We start from the raw sequence: 17,373 nt of genomic DNA, 5'->3' as shown, positions 1-17,373 counted from the left end.
GCATTGCTGATGATCATTCTTGCTTCACCTTTTGTTTATAGAGCTAAGTTCAAACATAGCTGTTGTTGGCAAGGGCAGCTTTTATTTTATTGTAATCAATCTGCTCATCGGGTTCTATAAGTATTCCCTTAACCCCTGCCCCATTGGCTGCTTCCACATCGCGTGGTTTATCCCCGATCATAATAGACTGTTTAGGATCGATATTGAATAAATCGATGGCATCTAAAATCATCCCTGAGGCGGGTTTTCGGCATTTACATTCGCCACCTACTGTTGGATGATGCGGGCAGTAATAAAATTTTGCTATATCTGCACCTTCTGCTACAAAAGCATCTTTTAACAGTTGATGCATTTCATCGAGCTGTTCTACGGTGTACCTTTTAAGTGCAATGCCACCTTGATTGGTGATTACGATGAGTAGGAAGCCTTCATCAAAGAGTTGCTTTAAAACCGGTATTTGATAGTCTAATACTTTGAAGTCTTCTACACGGCAGATGTAATCGTAAATTTCGTGATTCAAAACGCCATCACGGTCGAGGAAAATAGCTTTATTCATAATTAAAGTTTAGAGATAAATGAAGATTTATCTTAATGGCGCCAAAAATACTGAAATTTTAGTGGCATCCTAAAGTCCAATTCATTTAGTTGTTGTGCGTAAGTTGATTCGTGTCTAAATCATTATTTTATAACTTAACATGGCCTTTTTATCATCTCGATTGAAGGCATTTATAGCTCTTGTCTAATTCTGTAAATTGGCTCCACAAAAAGGCGATCGGTATCCTGATTCGATAATTATTGCCAAAAAAAATTGCAACGATAATTAATTTGCCTATAAATCAATATACTAGCAGAATTTAAAAACTTTTATTTGCAGGAAATGCATTAGAACCCTATATTTGCACCACTTTAAAACAAACCAGTAACGGTTTAAATAAAGTAGATTCCGTAGCTCAGCTGGTAGAGCATTACACTTTTAATGTAGTGGTCCTGGGTTCGAATCCCAGCGGGATCACAGATATTCAAAAACCATCTTTTATTAATTTTAAAGATGGTTTTTTTGTTTTATTCTATTTTCTAACGTTGACTAAACTCTATAACCGAGATTTTGTGTCCGATGTTCGCGATCCAAGCCTTCTGCGATTAAAAAAACAAAATTTGATAAGTAAGAGTTTAGATTTTGTTGATTAGTTTCATTGTTTTCAAATCATAAATTCCAATTTCGTTTTTGTCTGCGTTATCGTGTTTACCATTATTGTTTGTATCGTAATGGCCAGTAGTAATAATAGTTCCTGTCGTCTTGTTAACTACCCAAGTATTTACAAACAATTTACTATCAGTTAATTGAGTTTGTTGTTTTCCATCTGTGGACAGGATGATTATTTGAGTAGGGCTATCCCAATCAATTCCTTTATTTCCGTCGACGTCAGCAGTGTTTGCTAAAACAAATAAACAATTAATTCCTAAGCTGTCAATTTTAATTTGTTCGACCTTGCGAAAATATTTATCGATTGGAAAGTTAACTTGATTCGTCTGCCCGTTTTTGGTGTCGATGAATAAAAGGTATCTATCTTTCAATTCGCCCATTTTGCCAAAGTTTTCAATTCTAGCAACCACATACCCAGTTCCTTCAACTTCTGTAAGCTTGTTAAAGCTAACCTTGTCGTAATTCTCTTGCCCATATATTGTGAAGGAGAAAGTTGTTAAGACAAATAAAAATATATGTTTCATTTTCTTTAGTTTGAGTGTTTGATACTATTTTAAATATACAAAAGATAAATCCTGTCACTTTCATTAAATTGTTAAAACATGTTAAAGCGAATTGGATTTAAATGATATACGTAAAGGTTAAATCCCAATAATCTCTACTAAAGAGCGTTCAATATTTGTCATAATAATCCATCATCCAGATTAATTATACTATTGAATCTGTCACTAAGTGATTTGAGATAATGTTAGAGAGGCCAACAAAAGGCGCAGGAAGCTTCGCCATTTGCGTTTTAGATAGATTAATCAAATAGCAGTTGATCAATCTCAAATCGAAAAATATGGATTAAAATAACAACCATCATTGCTAGTAAATAAGGTTTGGCATACCTTAAATTTTTTCTAAGTGCATTGAAAATCAACAGGCCAGAACCAGTTAGCATAACTAAAATTAGAGCTGCCCAATTTAGAATGAATTCATGGATTGGCAAACTTTCAATCCTTTCAGACTCTGCCCCCTCGCCATATAATCCCCAGTATGTTAGAGGGATTGCCAATACGTAAAGGAATGCCCATAAAAGAATTAGCGAAATAAGCGGCAAGAAAAAATGCCGAATGGAAATAAAAAATTTGATTGTTTTACCCATAACGTGGTTATTGGAAAGACTTTGCGATTGTTTCTTACTATGATTGATAAATAATTCCGGGCTATTTGTAACCAGAAGTTCAGCACGAATATAAAAAATCCATCCTTTTCCACGCCGAGTTAGTACTTGTCTTTGCCAACTCTTCGGAGCAGTATATCCTGGAACGTTGGGCGGAGTCATTTAGTAAAATCGGATTGTTAGCAACATAACTGCATCCTGATTGAGGATTAGATTTCTCAGAAAGCGAATCTATCGTACTGAAACGCACAATAATGGGGTCATAGAATCTTGCACCGTAATCATACTGTTCACCAAGCTCATCCTGTACCTCTTTGCCGTTGTACAGGTATTTGTTGTCCAAGCCTACTGGTGATACCGACCTTTTCTTTCCAAAGGCATAATAATCATCTGCCTGAAGCCTTCTTACCGCTCCGTTGTAAATATCGAAAGTATATCGCACATTTCCAAGGTGATCTGTAAGGTTGTAGTGGTAACTGTAGTTTCCGCTATTGTTTTGCGCCACCCCCTCCTCGGTGTGGATGATATCGATCGTGTTGCCGTTGTACTCAATCCCATCTACATACTGCCTTATTGTGCAATTGCTGTTCTTGGTGAGTTTTCTGCCCGAATCATCGTAGTTATAGGACACCGATACGCCCACCACTGCCCGTTGCGGGGCTATAACTTTTTTGAGTCTGGTATTTGACTTAACTCGAAAATACTAAACCAATTAAACTTAACTTAAAAAAGCCCAACAATTTTTACATCGTTGGGCTTGTGTTAATTCTATTCATTTCTCACACGCGACACGCGTGCGCCAGCTGAGGATCAGCTTAAAACTATTTATTCCATATCTTTTCGAAATTTTCTGCAGTTAATTCTGACTCCAAATTTCCTAAATCGAAGGAACTCATATCGAAAATACCATATGTGCCATATTTATAATTTGCACTTGGGTGTTTATGGACTAGGTCATTATTTTTGTTGAAACCTATCTCTCGAACAGGAAATCCATCACCGTCGAGTTCCAAATAGATGTAATCAATAGATCCAAATTTACTTAGATCAATATCCTCAGAAGTAATCTTTATGTAATACATCTTATTTTTTAATTTTTAATATTGGTGTTTCTTTAAACCATAAATTAGGTTTTCCCCAATTGTACATATGGACATGAAAGTGGTAAGGTAATGATGCACCTGTTTTTCTATTATATCCACCACCTTTTACTGCTTTGACGACTCTAGAACCTAGAGCTCCTTTTCCCTCAACTAATTGATTTGAAATTACAGTATTTCCAGTTCTGATAAAATCGCTTGATTGAAGTTGAGTAATGTGTTTAGCATTTAGTAATTCACCACCGGCATACGCTAATGGCGCATAAGTGGCAGCTCCTTCGATAAAACTGTTTAAATATTTTGCATCAACCTTGGCTCTATCTTCTGGGGACATAGCAAGATAAGCTTTTGTGTCGTTATATTGGCCTACATAAGTTTCCGTCCAAAAAAGGCTACCGACATTTAGCATGGTTTGAGATAGGCCATTAAGTAAATCAGTTCCTAACGTAGATTCTGAACTTAACCATCGTTCCCAAGTTGCGCCAATATTGCCATTACTAAAAGGGTCAGAGGCTATTAATTGCTTATAAAAAGATGAAGTGTAGCTGTCTTTTTTCTTCTTAGGTGGGTCTTTTTCCTGTTCTTCATTCTGTGGTGCACTACTTTTGCCCAAGAATGCCGCTATTTCTTCAGCGTTACTGGTGGTATACCCTTTAGCTGTCTCTACCCACATGCCATTGGGATCCAATTTTCCAACGGGATCATTCAAACCATAATTATATGGAGAGTGCGAGTTATACTTCTCAGCAAGCGGATCCACCACATTCCACCTACCGATAACCGGGTCATAAAATCTTGCACCGTAATCATACTCTCCTAACTCCTCCTGAATCTCTTTTCCATTGTAAAGATATTTATTATTTCCAAAAACGGCAGATTTTCTAAGCCCAAAAGCATAATAATTGTCTCGCTGTAAAACTTCCAATAACTGTGTGTTCGGGTTTTTGTAAAATGTTGCCCTCACATTGCCTAGATGGTCGCTTAGGTTGTATTCGTAGGTGTAGTTGCCGTTGCTGTTTCTTGCAATGCCCTCTTCAGTCTGCACAAAGTCTATTATGTTTCCGGTCTTGTATTGGATGCCATCCACATAATCAACCGTTCCAGCAGCGGACACCTTTTTGAGCTTCTTTCCCGTAGCATCGTAAGTATAGGATATGCCCTGGCTTCCGGTAACTTGGCTTGGAAGGTTGAGGTAATTATACTCTAAAGTGATTCCTTTCTGGCTGTCTGTTTTGAGGTTTCCGTTTACATCATAGGTGTACGGACTGTTGGTAAAGCCCTTTATTTCCTTAAGCTTGTTCCCCTCATAGCAAGTATAATTGTTTGTGCCAAAGCCTTCGCGGGTCAGCTGGGGGGCATACCGTTTTTGAGACTAGTATTTGACTTATTTCGAAAATACTAAAACACCTTAAACTTGGACTAAAAAAGCCCAACGATTTTTTACATCGTTGGGCTTGTGGTAATTCTATTTATTTCGCACACGCGACCCGCGTGCGCCAGCTGAGGGCTACTTCAGAAAAAAATATCTGCTAAAGCGATAACTAAGAAAATTACCACAATACCAATAATTCTATTACTAAAATCTTCAATATCAATCACTTCGTCTAAATCGGATTTTCTTTTAGTTTTATCCGGTTTAGAAATAGTTCTTGAAATAAAAAAGTAGCCCTTCCTTGTCCAATAACCGATACCTCCAAGTATCCATCTACCGATTAAAATAGATAAAAAATCAAATAAAACCCCCATTTGTATTTAATATTTAATTTGCTTCCTTGAGTTTTTTTGCAACTGTGACACTTTTACTGACAATTGTTTTGGAAGTGACTGGCAGTATTGTTTTATTTAACGCCTTAACAGCTAGTCCTCTTGTTTTTCCAGATAGCCTTGCCACAAAGGTCCCTTTCACCAGTTTTGAGAACGTAGCTATGTTGACTTTTGGGGTAATTCTATTCATTTCGCACACGCGACACGCGTGCGCCAGCTGGGGAACATCTTGAACATCTGGAACAAGCTAAGTCGTTATCAGGGAGAGATTAAACTCCTCTTATAAATATCCTGATAATCTAAAGTTATATTCTTCTTGTTTCTTTTATATATAGAGAGTTTAAGTGAGCCTCTCTTTTTAATTAAAGAATCCCCTTTTTCAATTTTTGATTCCCACAGTGGAGGTATTTCATATCTGTATCCGTTGGATATTATACATATTTTAACATTGTGGTTTCGCTTGTCTTGATATAACGAATCTACATTTCCATTAAAACCCTCATTTAAATCACGATCTATTATTAGTTCTTCTCTTCTTTCACCAAAACAGACCTGATAAAAAAAATAGCCAAAAAGTAAAATAAGAGGGATATAAAAAATAAAATAGAGAATATATTTATCAAGTTTTTTCATACGCACAACAATTACAAATTAGTATACCCAAGTTTTACTAATGCTATACATCCCACCTACTTGCAGTTCTGGTCCTTTTGGCGCAATAAAACTTGGTGAAAAGCCACCTTGACCAGTAGTATAACCTCTTTGGTTTTTTCCAAAATTATTAGGGTTCATAGCTTTTAATCCTCCTGTATGTGAATCTAAACTTCCTCCAGTACCTACACCTACACCTCCAATAGGTGTATTGAAGCCCACATTATAGGCTCCTCCATTTCCAGCAAAGTCATCTACAGCAAATTGATTACCTCCGGTTGGTTTAATTGCACCTATATCTACACCTATTCCTCCTCCAAAACCAATATTCCCATTAAAAGTAAAATAAGGTGTACTATTTTTGGTAGCGTCATTAACAACTCCAAAACCAAATCCAAATCCTCCCACAAGTGCGCCATTGACAGACAAGCCATAGAAACTTCCATCTGTCTGTCTTGGTATAAATGTTGAGCCAGCTTCATTAGTAAAAACTTCAGTTGAATTATTTTCTAAAGTTATTCCATCTCTAGTTAATGTTCCATCTATATTCAGATTAATACTTTCCCCCATCACTGTTCCATCCGCTTTCTTTGGAGTTATTTCTGCTGATTTCCCTACATATTGTGCTTTATCACCCTGAAATTCTTTTGCTGTTTTTTGATCAACAACCCTATCATCCCAAATATATTTATCATTCTTTTTAACCCAATCAGTTCCCTCCATCCCATCAGGATCGACAAATCTTATCGGATTATTGAAACCATAATTATATGGAGAATGTCTCCTCATCTTCTCTGCCAACGGATCCGCTACATTCCATCTACCAATAATCGGGTCATAAAACCTAGCTCCGTAATCGTATTGTTCGCCCAATTCATCCTGTACCTCTTTGCCATTGTACAGATACTTGTTGTCTAATCCAACTGGCGATACCGATCCTCTCTTTCCAAAGGCATAGTAATCATCTGCCTGAAGCCTTCTTACGGCTCCGTTGTAAATATCGAAAGTATATCGCACATTTCCAAGGTGATCAGTAAGGTTGTAATGGTAACTGTAGTTTCCGCTATTGTTTTGCGCCACTCCCTCCTCGGTGTGGATGATGTCGATCGTGTTGCCGTTGTACTCAATCCCATCTACATACTGCCTTATTGCGCCATTGCATTTCTTGGTGAGTTTTTTGCCAGAGGCATCGTAGGTATAGGCTACCGATACGCCTGCCTTGTTGGCCGTTACTGGCAGGTTCAGGTAGTTGTAGGTGAGTGCCATTCCGTTCCTACCATCCAGCGTAGCGTTCCCATTGGCATCGTATTGGTAGTTCTGTGCGGTTACTCCAGCTACTGAGTTCAGCCTATTGCCTGTGTAACTGTATTGGTTGGCACCAGTGTTGTCTCGGTTGAGGGTGTTGATGTTGCCCATCACATCGTAGGTGAGTTCCTCGCTCATTACAATGCCCGTGCTTATGCCCTTTTTGAGCCTGTTCAATCCATCATAGGTATAGGTATAAGTGTTTGGCATTATTGCCCCTACGCCCCATTTCTGGTCGGCAATGTTCCCATTGTACTGGGGCAGGGTGCCATTTGCATACCTCAGTTCCATCGAGAATTCCTTGCTCGTACTGCCCTTCATCCAGCCACGCTCGTTGTAGGCAAAGCCCGTGTTCTGCATAAAGGTAGTGCCATCGGTACCGTGCAGGTTCTTGCCCTTCAATTGGCCAAGCTCATTGTAGTCCAGCTTGCTCAGGGTAACCTCATCCTGCCCGTTGATGCTTTCCATGGTGGCCAGTTTCCTGCCCGCATGGTCGTACTCGTAGCGATTGGCTATCTTCGTCTCCGCTCCGTTCAGGGTCTGGGTGTGGGTCCTCAGGCTTGCCGTCAGTTCGCCTGCAAAGTTGTAGGTATTGTCGGTGATGTCCCTTCCGCCAAGGTGGTTCTCCGCGCGGGTCTGCACCGTTCTCCCTTCTTCATCGTAGTAGAACGTGGTGAGGAGCATGGTGCCCGTGCCTAGCGTAGTGATCTTGGTACCCGTCGGCAGTCCCTTTATCCTTGCCCCGTCCATCTGCCCGGCAGCTGCACCGCCCAGCGTATTGCCCGGAAAGGCATAATCGTCATAGTAGCTGATGGTTTGGTTGCTTGTGGCGGTCTGCGGGAAGGCACTGCTGCTATAGCCGATGCCATCTGTGCTGCGCTGCTCCCAGAGCACCGTCTGGATGTCTGCCTTTGCCTGCTGGGCGGCCCTCCCATCGGGGCTGTTGTAGATTCCCGAATAAACCGTTCTGCCCAGTGCATCGTATTTGGTAAACAGCCACTGACCCTTTGTTTGCTGGTTGGCATCCTGTGTCAGCACTACCTGATCGAGCTTGTTGTACACCATGTATTCCCAGCCCTTGCCCGGAATCTTTTTCTCGATCAGTCTCTTTCTGCTGTCGTAGTGGTAACCATAGATATAGCGCAGGAAGGCCTCATCTGTCTCGATGAAGGAAGCCAGATTGGCATAGCCCGCGATCCCGTTCTCATTTACCGCTGGAGGAAGCACGTAGCTTAAGTTTCCGTAATCATCGTAAACATAGTAGGTACTCAGGCTTTTGGTGCCGGTTTCCCAGGTCCGCTTCAGCACGACCCTGCCCTCAAAGTCCTTGAACTCCTCGGTGGTTCCCGCCTTTCCGTACGCAGTTTTCCAGTTTTCATCCTTGATGACCGTTTTGTAGAGCTTCCCGGGTTGGTAAAAGGCGTTAAGGGAGGAGGCGCCGTTGGTTCCCACCGTCCAGAGCCTGACCTCGCCCGTGGCATTGGTTCCGTAGTCGGTCCTCACCACATGGCCCGTATCCACGCCTATCGAGGGCTGCCAGATGATGCCCGGGGCACCCTGCTGCAGCACTCGATTGAGCGGGCTGGCCTCGAACACCGTTTCTGAGAATGGTTTCGGCGTTTTTACCACATCGCCCGTGCTGGTGTAAAAGGCGGGCTGGCCGATGCTCAGTGCGTCGGCACGGTAGGCGCCATTGTTGCCCACCTCGCTATAGGGCAGGTACTTGAAGCGCTCCCTGCCGAGGGCATCGTAGGCCATGGGCTGGATGATGTCCTTGCCCGTTGGGCTGGCCTGTACCGAAACGGTTTGCAGGGGACGCCCAAGCCCATCGAAATAGGCTATGGTCCGCATCTCCTCGCAGGCGCTCCTTGCATTGTCTATATTGCCACTGTTTACGCCCGCGGTCTTGAACACCCGGCTCATGATGTAGTTCTGGTTGGCACTGAGCGCAGCACTCAAGGGGAAGCAGTTTACATAGCTTGTCCCGGTAAAGATGCGCAGCGTACTCCCCGCAGGCGCATAAAATCCGTCTGTAAGGGTTACGCTTTTGCCTGCGGTGATGGTAGGTTGCCCCAAATAGGTATTCAAAACAAGGTTCTGTGCACGTGCCGTGCCGAGCTGGGCAACGAGTGCCAGCGATATGGATAAAAATTTTGTGTATCTGTTCATGATCGAGCGCTTAGTTCTTATAGTGGTAATCATTGCTTTTTACGATGTTGCCGTTTTGGTCCTTCACAAATTTCAACCTTCCGAAGGCATCGTACTCATAATAGGTGGTCATGCCCTTGGTATCGGTTTGGGAGGTCATCCCAACCAATGGTTTGTAGGTGTAGGTGCTGATTTGGGCGTTGGGAAGGTTGATGTAAAGTTTTTTCAACTCCTCTCGCAACTGGGCATCACTGGCCGGGTTCTTTAAAATGGCAAGGTTCAAATAACTGATGGCTGTGTTATAATCTGCACTGACAACTTGCGCCACTGGATACTGATCGTTATAACCCCAGATGTAAACGGTACTGATGCCATTTTCTGCCCTTTTGGATAGTAGATTGCCATGCTTGTCAAACTTTTCGTAGTTCATCCTCACTTCCAAGGAATTGTTCGAACCTGTATTTGTCTTCGACCTGCTTGGCACTACCACATTCAAAGTTGGGTCGAGCAAATAATCTGTTCTGCTTATTTCTTCCTTTCCGTTAGTCTTACGAACCTGATCCACTTGTGTATCTAATTGATGGCTAGAGATCAAGCCCAATCTGCCTGTCTCTTCGCTGCCCGTCAGGGAAAGGTCCAATGGGTATTTGATCTCATTTGTGATTTGATTTCCCGTGCTCAAATTATTCGTTGTCTTCGTAAGCTGATAATGAATCGGTGCACGGCCATACTCATAGTTCTCTGTCTGAACTACAGGAGTGGTTGGATTATCAAAATAGGTAGTGGTTTTTGATTTTATCTTATCGAAACCTGTATAAAGCTTAAAATAAGGGACAGCTGTAGTATAATCGCAGGTATTGCGATTTATATTTCCATTACGATCAGGACGGCTACCATATGTTGTAACATGATTATCGAATGGACCGTAATAAAAATAAATACAACTTTCATTAATGCCGTCGGCTCCTGTAACATCATAGAAATCTGCTGGTAAATCAGATGGATTTTGAAGGTATCTTTCTGAAAACGATTGGAAACTGATTAAATCGGTATTGATTGATTCCACATAATCTTCCAAGTTTTCCGTATTGTTGGCATAAGGTGAAACGAAATTATACTCGTATTCTTCCTTTTTTAATAAGTTATTGCCTTTAAAATATTGCTTGGATAATAACTTGCCACGTGCCCACTCCTTTGGTTCCGTTAGGCCCAAGGTTTTAAAATTATAAAATTGACTGAAATAAGGCTGTACAAATGAAAATCTACTTTCAGACGTGAGGTTATTGGCGGGATTTGCAACATCCACATGATTTTCCTTTACATATTCATAACCTGCAAATGATCCTGATGTGCTTTCCAACGGAACGATGGAATTGGATGAAAACTTTATATTAAAATAATCCTTGTAAACCCCATATGGGTCACGGAGATGCCCTATTTGATATTGGAGATATTGAGGTAAAGAAACAAGCCTGCCCGAGGTAAAATTTGGTATGGTTGCATTAGCATAGGGATTAACATAACTATATGTTTTTTTATCTACCAAAACATTATCATGGTTAAAGGCATTTATTTCCTTAATCCGTAAGCCACCAACGTTAATCATATTGGTCAAGGGATTAAGTTCTCGCCACCTGACAAAAAAACTCAGGTTATAGGGTTGGTTATCTGGCTTAGAGTTCGGTTTGTTTAAATAGGTAATGGCAACCGTCATCTCATAAGTTCCAGCATTAAGGTTTACCCAATAATTGTCTTTTCCATTTCGAGCAGGAGCATTATTATATGGATAACTGGTTGAGGTGGTGTTGAATTGCCTTAAAATTGTTTTGCTATTATCAGAATTAACGCGCTCAAGTTTGAAATCTACGTTATCAGCCAGGTATGGGAGGTCTTTTTCCAATGTAGAAATTCCGAAATTTGTATTTACGCTCCAGTTATTCTGGGTGGTGAACCCTAGCCCACCTACTGTAAATCTTTTACGGAAGTAACGTACCCCGTTAATCGTTTCATTTGGCGCAGGATAACTGGTGCTTCTGCTGTAACTACTGATAGACAAAGCCTCGTATTTCTCTAGAAAATTATCATCCTGATAGGTTTCCAATAGTTCTTTAGGTGCGTTCCACACGCCCGCGGTATTGCCTTCATATACAAATTCCTTTTTGCCTCCCTCGGGATAGGTAATGCTCTTCAAAGCAAACAATTTGGCATACTCAGCTTTAACCCGCTTATCCCCTCCAGCAATCTTGGGATCGAGATTGGGGATCATTCCATACATGGAAGCATTGGCTATACCGTTGTAATAACCCCAATGATCTTGCGCAAAAGAGAATTTAGAGGGCATTTGTGGTAAAGTGTAATAATCGAATGTATAGTTTACAGGTTGGAGCCCCGAAGCGGTAATGCTTATTCCATCAAGCCTGAGCCTCTTATAACGATAATCTGAAGGATTTCTAGCCTCATCATAAAAATTAGCTATGTTTTTGATGTCGAAGGCTTCACCATAAAAATAGCTGTAGTTGAAATGGATTTTCTTTACATTGTTGTTGCTATTGTCGTAAACATTAATCTCATCAAGTCGTTCGGTTGGCATATCTTGCCTGCCTAGGGTAGAAAATTCAATTCTCCCTCCAGGAAAATTGATTACCTTAATCCTGCTGTCATAAATTAATGGATTTGATATGTTCGTAGAATAATCAACTGATGCTGCTCCAATAACAGCCTGTTGTCCATTCAATTGATAAACACGGTAATTGAATTGATCATAGCTATATGTGATGGTGTCATTGTAAGTATTTTTTATGGATTTGATTTGCCAAGCGTTAGTTACATTGGTCTGTAGGTTCATAACTGACATTTGTTGTTTTGAACAACCTTCTTGGCCAAAATTGACCGCTATGCCATTTGGCAACTTTAAATTCCAAGAATACAATTTGGTTTGCGATGGTCCATCGTATTTACTTACATCAATATCCTCTTTTGGGTATAAAAGGAATTTATTTCGATTTTGGCTGAACATGAAACGACCGGAATAACCCAATGCCGAATAGTAAAATTCATCGGGCATGTAATCGATACCGCCACGTTTAGCTGAGTTTATGTAATCGATTCTATCATCACTTACCGAAGAATTTGGAACTAGGCCCAACTTCGGTTTCTGCATAAAATAATTCACGCTGTTTGGAGCATTTGTACCACCATACAAATAATAATACTCATCTGGTATTCCCCTAGTCTTTCGAGAAATCTCTCCACCGTAGCTTAAGTTCCATCCAAGTCCTACCCATGTTGCATCTTGGCTTAACCGTATGCCACCAGCATGATAGTCGAGTGTTACCGGAACGCTTACCCCTTTGATATTAATTTCATAAAGTGGAATACTGATGTTTGGCACCCCTGTGTACATAGAAACAGGAGTTTCTATTGATTTGTTGAAAGCGGATACTTCAGGGGATTTGAAAGTAACCGATGGGCCGCTTCCCTGTCCATGAGAAGCGAACCAACTGAGATACAAGCCTAAAAACAATAGGCTCTTGCGATAATGTACTGTCATATTTTTAAATTGAATTTTTTAAGTATTTTGATTTATAACTGAATTGATATGGTTTGAAAAATATTGTTTCTTGATTTTTAATTGTCCTAAAAACTATTGCTCATCTGGAACATCGGCAGGTACATCGCAATCAGGATTACCCCTACCGCAAGGCCCAGGAATATGATGATCAGAGGCTCTAAAAGTCCGCTGATGGCGGTGGTTTTATACTCTACTTCTTCGGTATATTGATCGGAAAGCTGAGCAAAGAAATACTCCAATCGGTTCACCTCTTCAGCAATGCGGATCATCTGGATAAACTTGACCGGATAAAAAGCGTGCTTGGCAAGCGTTGCAGACAATGAACTTCCCAATAAGATGTCCTGCTCGGCCAAAACGAGTGCCTGCTCGATGGGGTAAAAACCGATCATCTGCCGCACCATGCCCAACGATTGCAACAGCGGCGTGCTGGTACCCGTAAGCAGGCGCATGGTGTTCGCAAAGCGGGCCAGGTAGATCTTGCTCACGATTTCGCCAACCAGCGGTATCTTTAGGAGCGCCAATGCGCTGTATTTCTTGAACCAGGGCCTGCTTCTGGAAAAAAAGTAAGACACCACCATTCCGATCAGTAGGAAAAGTAGCAGGTAGATGTAGCGGTCCAGCCATTCCGAAAAGCTTACGATCAGGCCGGTAATGTAGGGCAGTTTGCCTCCAAATCGCTTGAACACATCGGCAAACATGGGCACCACGAACTTGATCATGAAGAAAATGGCGGCGAGGGAAGTGCTGAGCACCAGTATGGGATAGGTAACCGCTGCAATAATCTTTCGGCGTTGGCTGATCTTGGCCTTGTAGTATTTCGCCAGTTCGCCCAGTACCTCTGCAAGCTTCCCGGTCTCCTCGCCTATCTTTATGCTGAAATATTCATATTGGCTAAACTTATCGTTTCCTTGGAGCGTCTCCGATAGCGATTTCCCTGAAACAACCGATTGGTTGATGGTCTCAAACAGAGCGGTGTCCTTTTTTGATGTGAATGAGCTTGCCGTAAGGTCGAGGGCGGTCTTGATGTCGATACCTGACCGGATCAGCGTGCCCAGCTCATTATAAAAGCCTTCCTTCTTCTTGTCGGGAAGCTGGCCATCCCCAAATGAGATGTCCCTCGACAAAAAACCCAATGCTCCCTTTACGTTGTCCTTTGGGGCGGTCTTCTTGGCGCTGGTCTTAAAGTCTGAAAGGTTTATTGTTGCCATGGTTATCTGTATAAATCTGTTGCACTGTAGGTCTTGTTGATGTCGATCGGTACGGTAAGGCTATTCTTGAGCCGAATGGTGAAACGAATTTGGTCGAGCGTATCTGTCTGTTGTGTCTCCCTGCCTTCGAAAAAAGCATTTAGGGCTTCTGTCCGAAGCTTGAAGGTATCTGTATGCAGTTGACCGATCGCTCTGGTTACAAATCCAGCCTCAAAGCCATACTGCACAGCACTACTGTCTGAAAGAAGGTTTATCCCCTTTTCTGAGCGGACGATCGCCCTGCTACCGAGAAAGTCCTTCTCCAATACCTGCCGGAGAGCGAGCACCTCATCGGTCTGTTCGTTCTTTTCGCGAAAGTGCTGGTAATAGTCGCCGATTAGGCCATATGCCGTGTAGCAGATGCCCACACAGATTGCCGAGAGCAGCATGGCAAAGGTGACTTCAAGAAGTGTGAAAGCGTTAATTTTTTTCATCGGCCATTGCTTTTTTTGTTTTGTACAAACACCTGATCTCGCCCAGTTTTACCGCTCCTTGCTCTGCCCTGATCTCGAGTGTTGAAAGCCCTTCAGCTCCGCTGTTTTCGGATGAGATGAGGTAGTCCACACTATCGATGGTGAGTTGCGTATTTTCAAACTCGCCCTTTTTGCTGATTTCGTTCTTCAACAGCTTGAGCTGATTGCTCACCTGTATCTTCTTCTGCGATACACTTCCCCGCATCACATTGCCGAACAGGGAAATGGCGATGGAGAAGACAACCATGATAATGACCATGGCGATGAGCACTTCGATGAGCGTAGAAGCTGATATTCTTTTTGAGATCAGTTTAGCCATTTTAAAATCCCGTTTGGTTCTTTTGATTGAAATACGCCTGAGCTTAGGTAATAGCGGTTTCTGGCCTTTCTGTTGATGAATACATCGATCAGGAAATTCTCATAAAGCGTGGATGGTGTCTGCATGACAAACCTATCGCAGGAAACCTTGCCATCGATGTGCACACCTTTTTCGAGTTTTACCATCCCGGGGCAGTACACCTCTCCTTTTATGCGTGTATTCTTTCCAAGTTCTATCATCAAGGGCAAGGCCGATTTTGTTTCATCATAAGCGAAAAGCAATCCGTTAAGCTCCGTTTGTTCGCCCAGTATAATCTTGGGCCGTCCGGCCAGTTTTTTTTTGCCCAAAACGCCCAGCACAGATGGATATTGGAACACTGCACCCTTGCCCACAGCAATCGAATCCCGTGCAAAAAGCTGGCAGCTTCCCTTAAATCCTGCCTCCACACTTATGGCTGGCGCAAAAACCATCACATCCCTCAAATCTGCCCTAGCGGAAATATGGACTAAAGTGTCGGAGTAGATGATGGTGTTTCCATGGATCTTAAAGTCGATGACTTGTTCCCTTGGCAAAACATACCGTCTGGTTGGCAGAAAAAAGGAATTTTCCTGATCTTTCTGACTCAATTGGGCCATTTTTTTTGGATCCAGATCTAGATTTCGGTTCAATTGCGAGATTGTGCTTTCGTTCGGTTTGGTCAGACTCCGATCGCTTTCTCCTATCCGCCCATAAACCGCCTCCTCACGCCTGTAGGGGTTCCCATCCACATAGGCCTTGCGGATGCCTGATTTGGGCACCTTCACGTTGCCAATAATTTGGGTTTCGCCACTTACCGAAACAGGTCTGTCTTCGTCACTCAGGTAGATGGCCAGTGAATCCATTTGACACGCTTTTCCAACGATGAAGGCACGTTTCAGGGTATCTTGCAGGATAAAAGACTTCAGAATAGCGACCGAATAGAGTCCCCATGTGGTTTTTTGTACGGAAATGCTATCGGTGCCGAGCCCGTACAGATCGATCTTTTTTTCAGCCACGCTGTCATTTTTTTCTGCCAGCGCAACCTGCAAGCCCGAATCTAGGTTGATGAGCAAGCGCTCAAAACGAACCGACTTGAGATAGGCATTCCTGTAATGTGCGGCCAGCATGATCAGCGAAGCGGAAATGACTGCAATAAAAAAAGCAATCAGGATCGAGAAGTAAAGAGCACCAGCTTTTACCATCTTATTTCTTGCGCACCTGCTTTTTCAGTTCGGCAATCTCTTTACCCTGTTCTATGACATAAAGCGTAAGCTCTTCGATCTTCTGCAGAAGCTTGCGGTTCATTTCGCCCAGTTCAACACCTGATGCCTCTGCCTCTTTTGCCGAAGGCATTTCTGGAAGGTGCCTATTGGCTTTGATGTAGGCTTCTAAGTCTCCCAGTGTTCCGACCTTATAACCATCCTCAAATACATAATCTGGCCAGTTGGTAGCTTCTACTTTTATTTCTTTTGCACGAATGTTGCCGTTAACGGAAAGTGCTTCTTTAGGACTTGCTGTGCCCATTCCAATGAACCCGTTTGGAGCAATTGTCATTGCCAATACATCCGCAGAATTATTTCTAGTAAAAAAACTAAGCGAGCCGGCAACAGCTCCTGCTCCACCATTTAGTAGTTTAGAGGTAATCTTTGCGATAGTAGGTTGTGTACCATCATTAACTAGGTTTCTAAAGCTTATTTCCGGACCTTCGCCGCCCACAATTGAGTTCTTGGTAAGGCTTACAAGATTGGTGTTGTAAGTAGAGATAATATCTAAGGGGACTGTTGGGCTTGCCGTACCGATTCCAATATTGCCATTTGGAGCCATTGTCATGGCCATTACCTCTTTGTTAAGATTCTTTGTAAAAAAGTTGAGTGATCCAGCAACAGCTCCACTAGTTCCACTTAGAAGGCCGGCTTGAATTCTGGCGATATCGGGTTGTGTGCCGTCATTTACTAAGTTCCTAAATGCCATTCCAGGTCCTTCACCCCATCCGATTGTATTTTTAGTCAGGCCAAAAAGGTTAGTATTCGAACTCGTAACAACTTCAAGCTTTGTTGAGGGGTTTGTTGTGCCGATTCCCACGTTTCCGTTCGATATAAATGACATATAAACATCATTATAATCTTTGCCGATCCAGCCATATGTTGGGCTTGAAATTCCATTATTTACATAGCCAAGCACTCCTATTCCAAAAAAGTTTTTGGTATTATTTTCATTTGTAAGATAATACCCCCTTGCCCATCCAGATGTAGATCCAGGGAAATTTGCCTTAATCTTAATACCATAAGCATCATTTAAACCGATTAAAATATTAGGATCTTGTGCTAGAGCATTCAATGTGATGGCTAAGGCAATTAGGGAAAGCAATAATTTTTTCATAAATTTTTTAATTAAATATATTTGTTCTT

14 protein-coding genes and 1 tRNA gene are annotated in these 17,373 nt (G+C 42.0%); 1 reads left to right on the top strand and 14 read right to left on the bottom strand.

What is annotated here, in order from left to right; genetic code table 11:
* Window positions 1-49: 49 nt before the first annotated feature.
* Window positions 50-556, bottom strand: a complete 507-nt coding sequence (locus DHW03_RS03330) for a D-glycero-alpha-D-manno-heptose-1,7-bisphosphate 7-phosphatase (protein WP_109924308.1) — start codon at window positions 554-556, stop codon at window positions 50-52.
* Between the two features lie 383 nt (window positions 557-939).
* Here DHW03_RS03330 and DHW03_RS03325 point away from each other — a divergent pair.
* Window positions 940-1,012, top strand: a tRNA-Lys gene (locus DHW03_RS03325).
* Window positions 1,013-1,170: 158 nt separating this feature from the next.
* Here DHW03_RS03325 and DHW03_RS03315 read toward each other — a convergent pair.
* The 13 genes from DHW03_RS03315 to DHW03_RS03250 form a co-directional block, all read right to left on the bottom strand.
* On the bottom strand, window positions 1,171-1,728 hold the full coding sequence (locus DHW03_RS03315) for a hypothetical protein (RefSeq protein ID WP_109924306.1): 558 nt from the start codon (window positions 1,726-1,728) through the stop codon (window positions 1,171-1,173).
* A 278-nt stretch (window positions 1,729-2,006) separates the two neighbouring features.
* On the bottom strand, window positions 2,007-2,351 hold the full coding sequence (locus DHW03_RS03310) for a hypothetical protein (protein ID WP_109924305.1): 345 nt from the start codon (window positions 2,349-2,351) through the stop codon (window positions 2,007-2,009).
* 79 nt (window positions 2,352-2,430) lie between these two features.
* Window positions 2,431-3,000 carry an RHS repeat domain-containing protein gene (locus tag DHW03_RS03305; RefSeq protein ID WP_240618461.1) on the bottom strand — a complete coding sequence of 190 codons (570 nt, stop codon included), beginning with the start codon at window positions 2,998-3,000 and terminating at the stop codon, window positions 2,431-2,433.
* Between the two features lie 452 nt (window positions 3,001-3,452).
* A complete protein-coding gene (locus DHW03_RS03295; protein WP_240618460.1) occupies window positions 3,453-4,583 on the bottom strand; it encodes an RHS repeat domain-containing protein in 1,131 nt (376 codons plus the stop codon).
* A gap of 398 nt (window positions 4,584-4,981) precedes the next feature.
* Window positions 4,982-5,215, bottom strand: a complete 234-nt coding sequence (locus DHW03_RS03290; protein WP_109924301.1) for a hypothetical protein — start codon at window positions 5,213-5,215, stop codon at window positions 4,982-4,984.
* A gap of 276 nt (window positions 5,216-5,491) precedes the next feature.
* Entirely contained in the window at window positions 5,492-5,866 is a 375-nt protein-coding gene (locus DHW03_RS03285) for a hypothetical protein (RefSeq protein ID WP_109924300.1), read from the bottom strand.
* A gap of 18 nt (window positions 5,867-5,884) precedes the next feature.
* Window positions 5,885-9,112: a DUF6443 domain-containing protein gene (locus tag DHW03_RS03280; RefSeq protein WP_449577883.1), complete on the bottom strand. Its 3,228-nt coding sequence runs from the start codon at window positions 9,110-9,112 to the stop codon at window positions 5,885-5,887.
* A gap of 256 nt (window positions 9,113-9,368) precedes the next feature.
* Window positions 9,369-12,887, bottom strand: coding sequence for a hypothetical protein (locus tag DHW03_RS03275; RefSeq protein WP_109924298.1), 3,519 nt, complete (start codon window positions 12,885-12,887; stop codon window positions 9,369-9,371).
* A gap of 86 nt (window positions 12,888-12,973) precedes the next feature.
* Complete coding sequence (locus DHW03_RS03270) at window positions 12,974-14,116, bottom strand: type II secretion system F family protein (RefSeq protein ID WP_109924297.1); 1,143 nt, start codon at window positions 14,114-14,116, stop codon at window positions 12,974-12,976.
* 2 nt (window positions 14,117-14,118) lie between these two features.
* A complete protein-coding gene (locus DHW03_RS03265) occupies window positions 14,119-14,589 on the bottom strand; it encodes a PulJ/GspJ family protein (protein ID WP_109924296.1) in 471 nt (156 codons plus the stop codon).
* The gene (locus tag DHW03_RS03260) at window positions 14,576-14,947 is read right to left on the bottom strand and encodes a type II secretion system protein (RefSeq protein ID WP_109924295.1); all 372 of its coding nucleotides are present in this window, start codon (window positions 14,945-14,947) and stop codon (window positions 14,576-14,578) included. Before DHW03_RS03260 ends, DHW03_RS03265 begins: the two co-directional genes overlap by 14 nt.
* Entirely contained in the window at window positions 14,935-16,167 is a 1,233-nt protein-coding gene (locus DHW03_RS03255) for a hypothetical protein (RefSeq protein ID WP_109924294.1), read from the bottom strand. Before DHW03_RS03255 ends, DHW03_RS03260 begins: the two co-directional genes overlap by 13 nt.
* A 1-nt stretch (window position 16,168) precedes the next feature.
* A complete protein-coding gene (locus tag DHW03_RS03250; protein WP_109924293.1) occupies window positions 16,169-17,344 on the bottom strand; it encodes a hypothetical protein in 1,176 nt (391 codons plus the stop codon).
* Window positions 17,345-17,373: the final 29 nt, after the last annotated feature.

Origin of the sequence: Pedobacter yonginensis, assembly GCF_003173595.1 — a bacterium.
GTDB classification, from domain to species: domain Bacteria; phylum Bacteroidota; class Bacteroidia; order Sphingobacteriales; family Sphingobacteriaceae; genus Pedobacter; species Pedobacter yonginense.
The sequence above is the reverse complement of the archived record's forward strand: the minus strand, read 5'-3'. Positions and strand labels throughout refer to the sequence as shown.

Coding starts and splice junctions, on each gene's coding strand:
- DHW03_RS03250 (WP_109924293.1), bottom strand. CDS start 17,344: ATGAAAAAATTATTGCTTTCCCTAATTGCCTTAGCCATCACATTGAAT.
- DHW03_RS03260 (WP_109924295.1), bottom strand. CDS start 14,947: ATGGCTAAACTGATCTCAAAAAGAATATCAGCTTCTACGCTCATCGAA.
- DHW03_RS03315 (WP_109924306.1), bottom strand. CDS start 1,728: ATGAAACATATATTTTTATTTGTCTTAACAACTTTCTCCTTCACAATA.
- DHW03_RS03310 (WP_109924305.1), bottom strand. CDS start 2,351: ATGGGTAAAACAATCAAATTTTTTATTTCCATTCGGCATTTTTTCTTG.
- DHW03_RS03255 (WP_109924294.1), bottom strand. CDS start 16,167: ATGGTAAAAGCTGGTGCTCTTTACTTCTCGATCCTGATTGCTTTTTTT.
- DHW03_RS03285 (WP_109924300.1), bottom strand. CDS start 5,866: ATGAAAAAACTTGATAAATATATTCTCTATTTTATTTTTTATATCCCT.
- DHW03_RS03275 (WP_109924298.1), bottom strand. CDS start 12,887: ATGACAGTACATTATCGCAAGAGCCTATTGTTTTTAGGCTTGTATCTC.
- DHW03_RS03330 (WP_109924308.1), bottom strand. CDS start 556: ATGAATAAAGCTATTTTCCTCGACCGTGATGGCGTTTTGAATCACGAA.
- DHW03_RS03270 (WP_109924297.1), bottom strand. CDS start 14,116: ATGGCAACAATAAACCTTTCAGACTTTAAGACCAGCGCCAAGAAGACC.
- DHW03_RS03265 (WP_109924296.1), bottom strand. CDS start 14,589: ATGAAAAAAATTAACGCTTTCACACTTCTTGAAGTCACCTTTGCCATG.
- DHW03_RS03290 (WP_109924301.1), bottom strand. CDS start 5,215: ATGGGGGTTTTATTTGATTTTTTATCTATTTTAATCGGTAGATGGATA.
- DHW03_RS03280 (WP_449577883.1), bottom strand. CDS start 9,112: ATGAGCCGGGTGTTCAAGACCGCGGGCGTAAACAGTGGCAATATAGAC.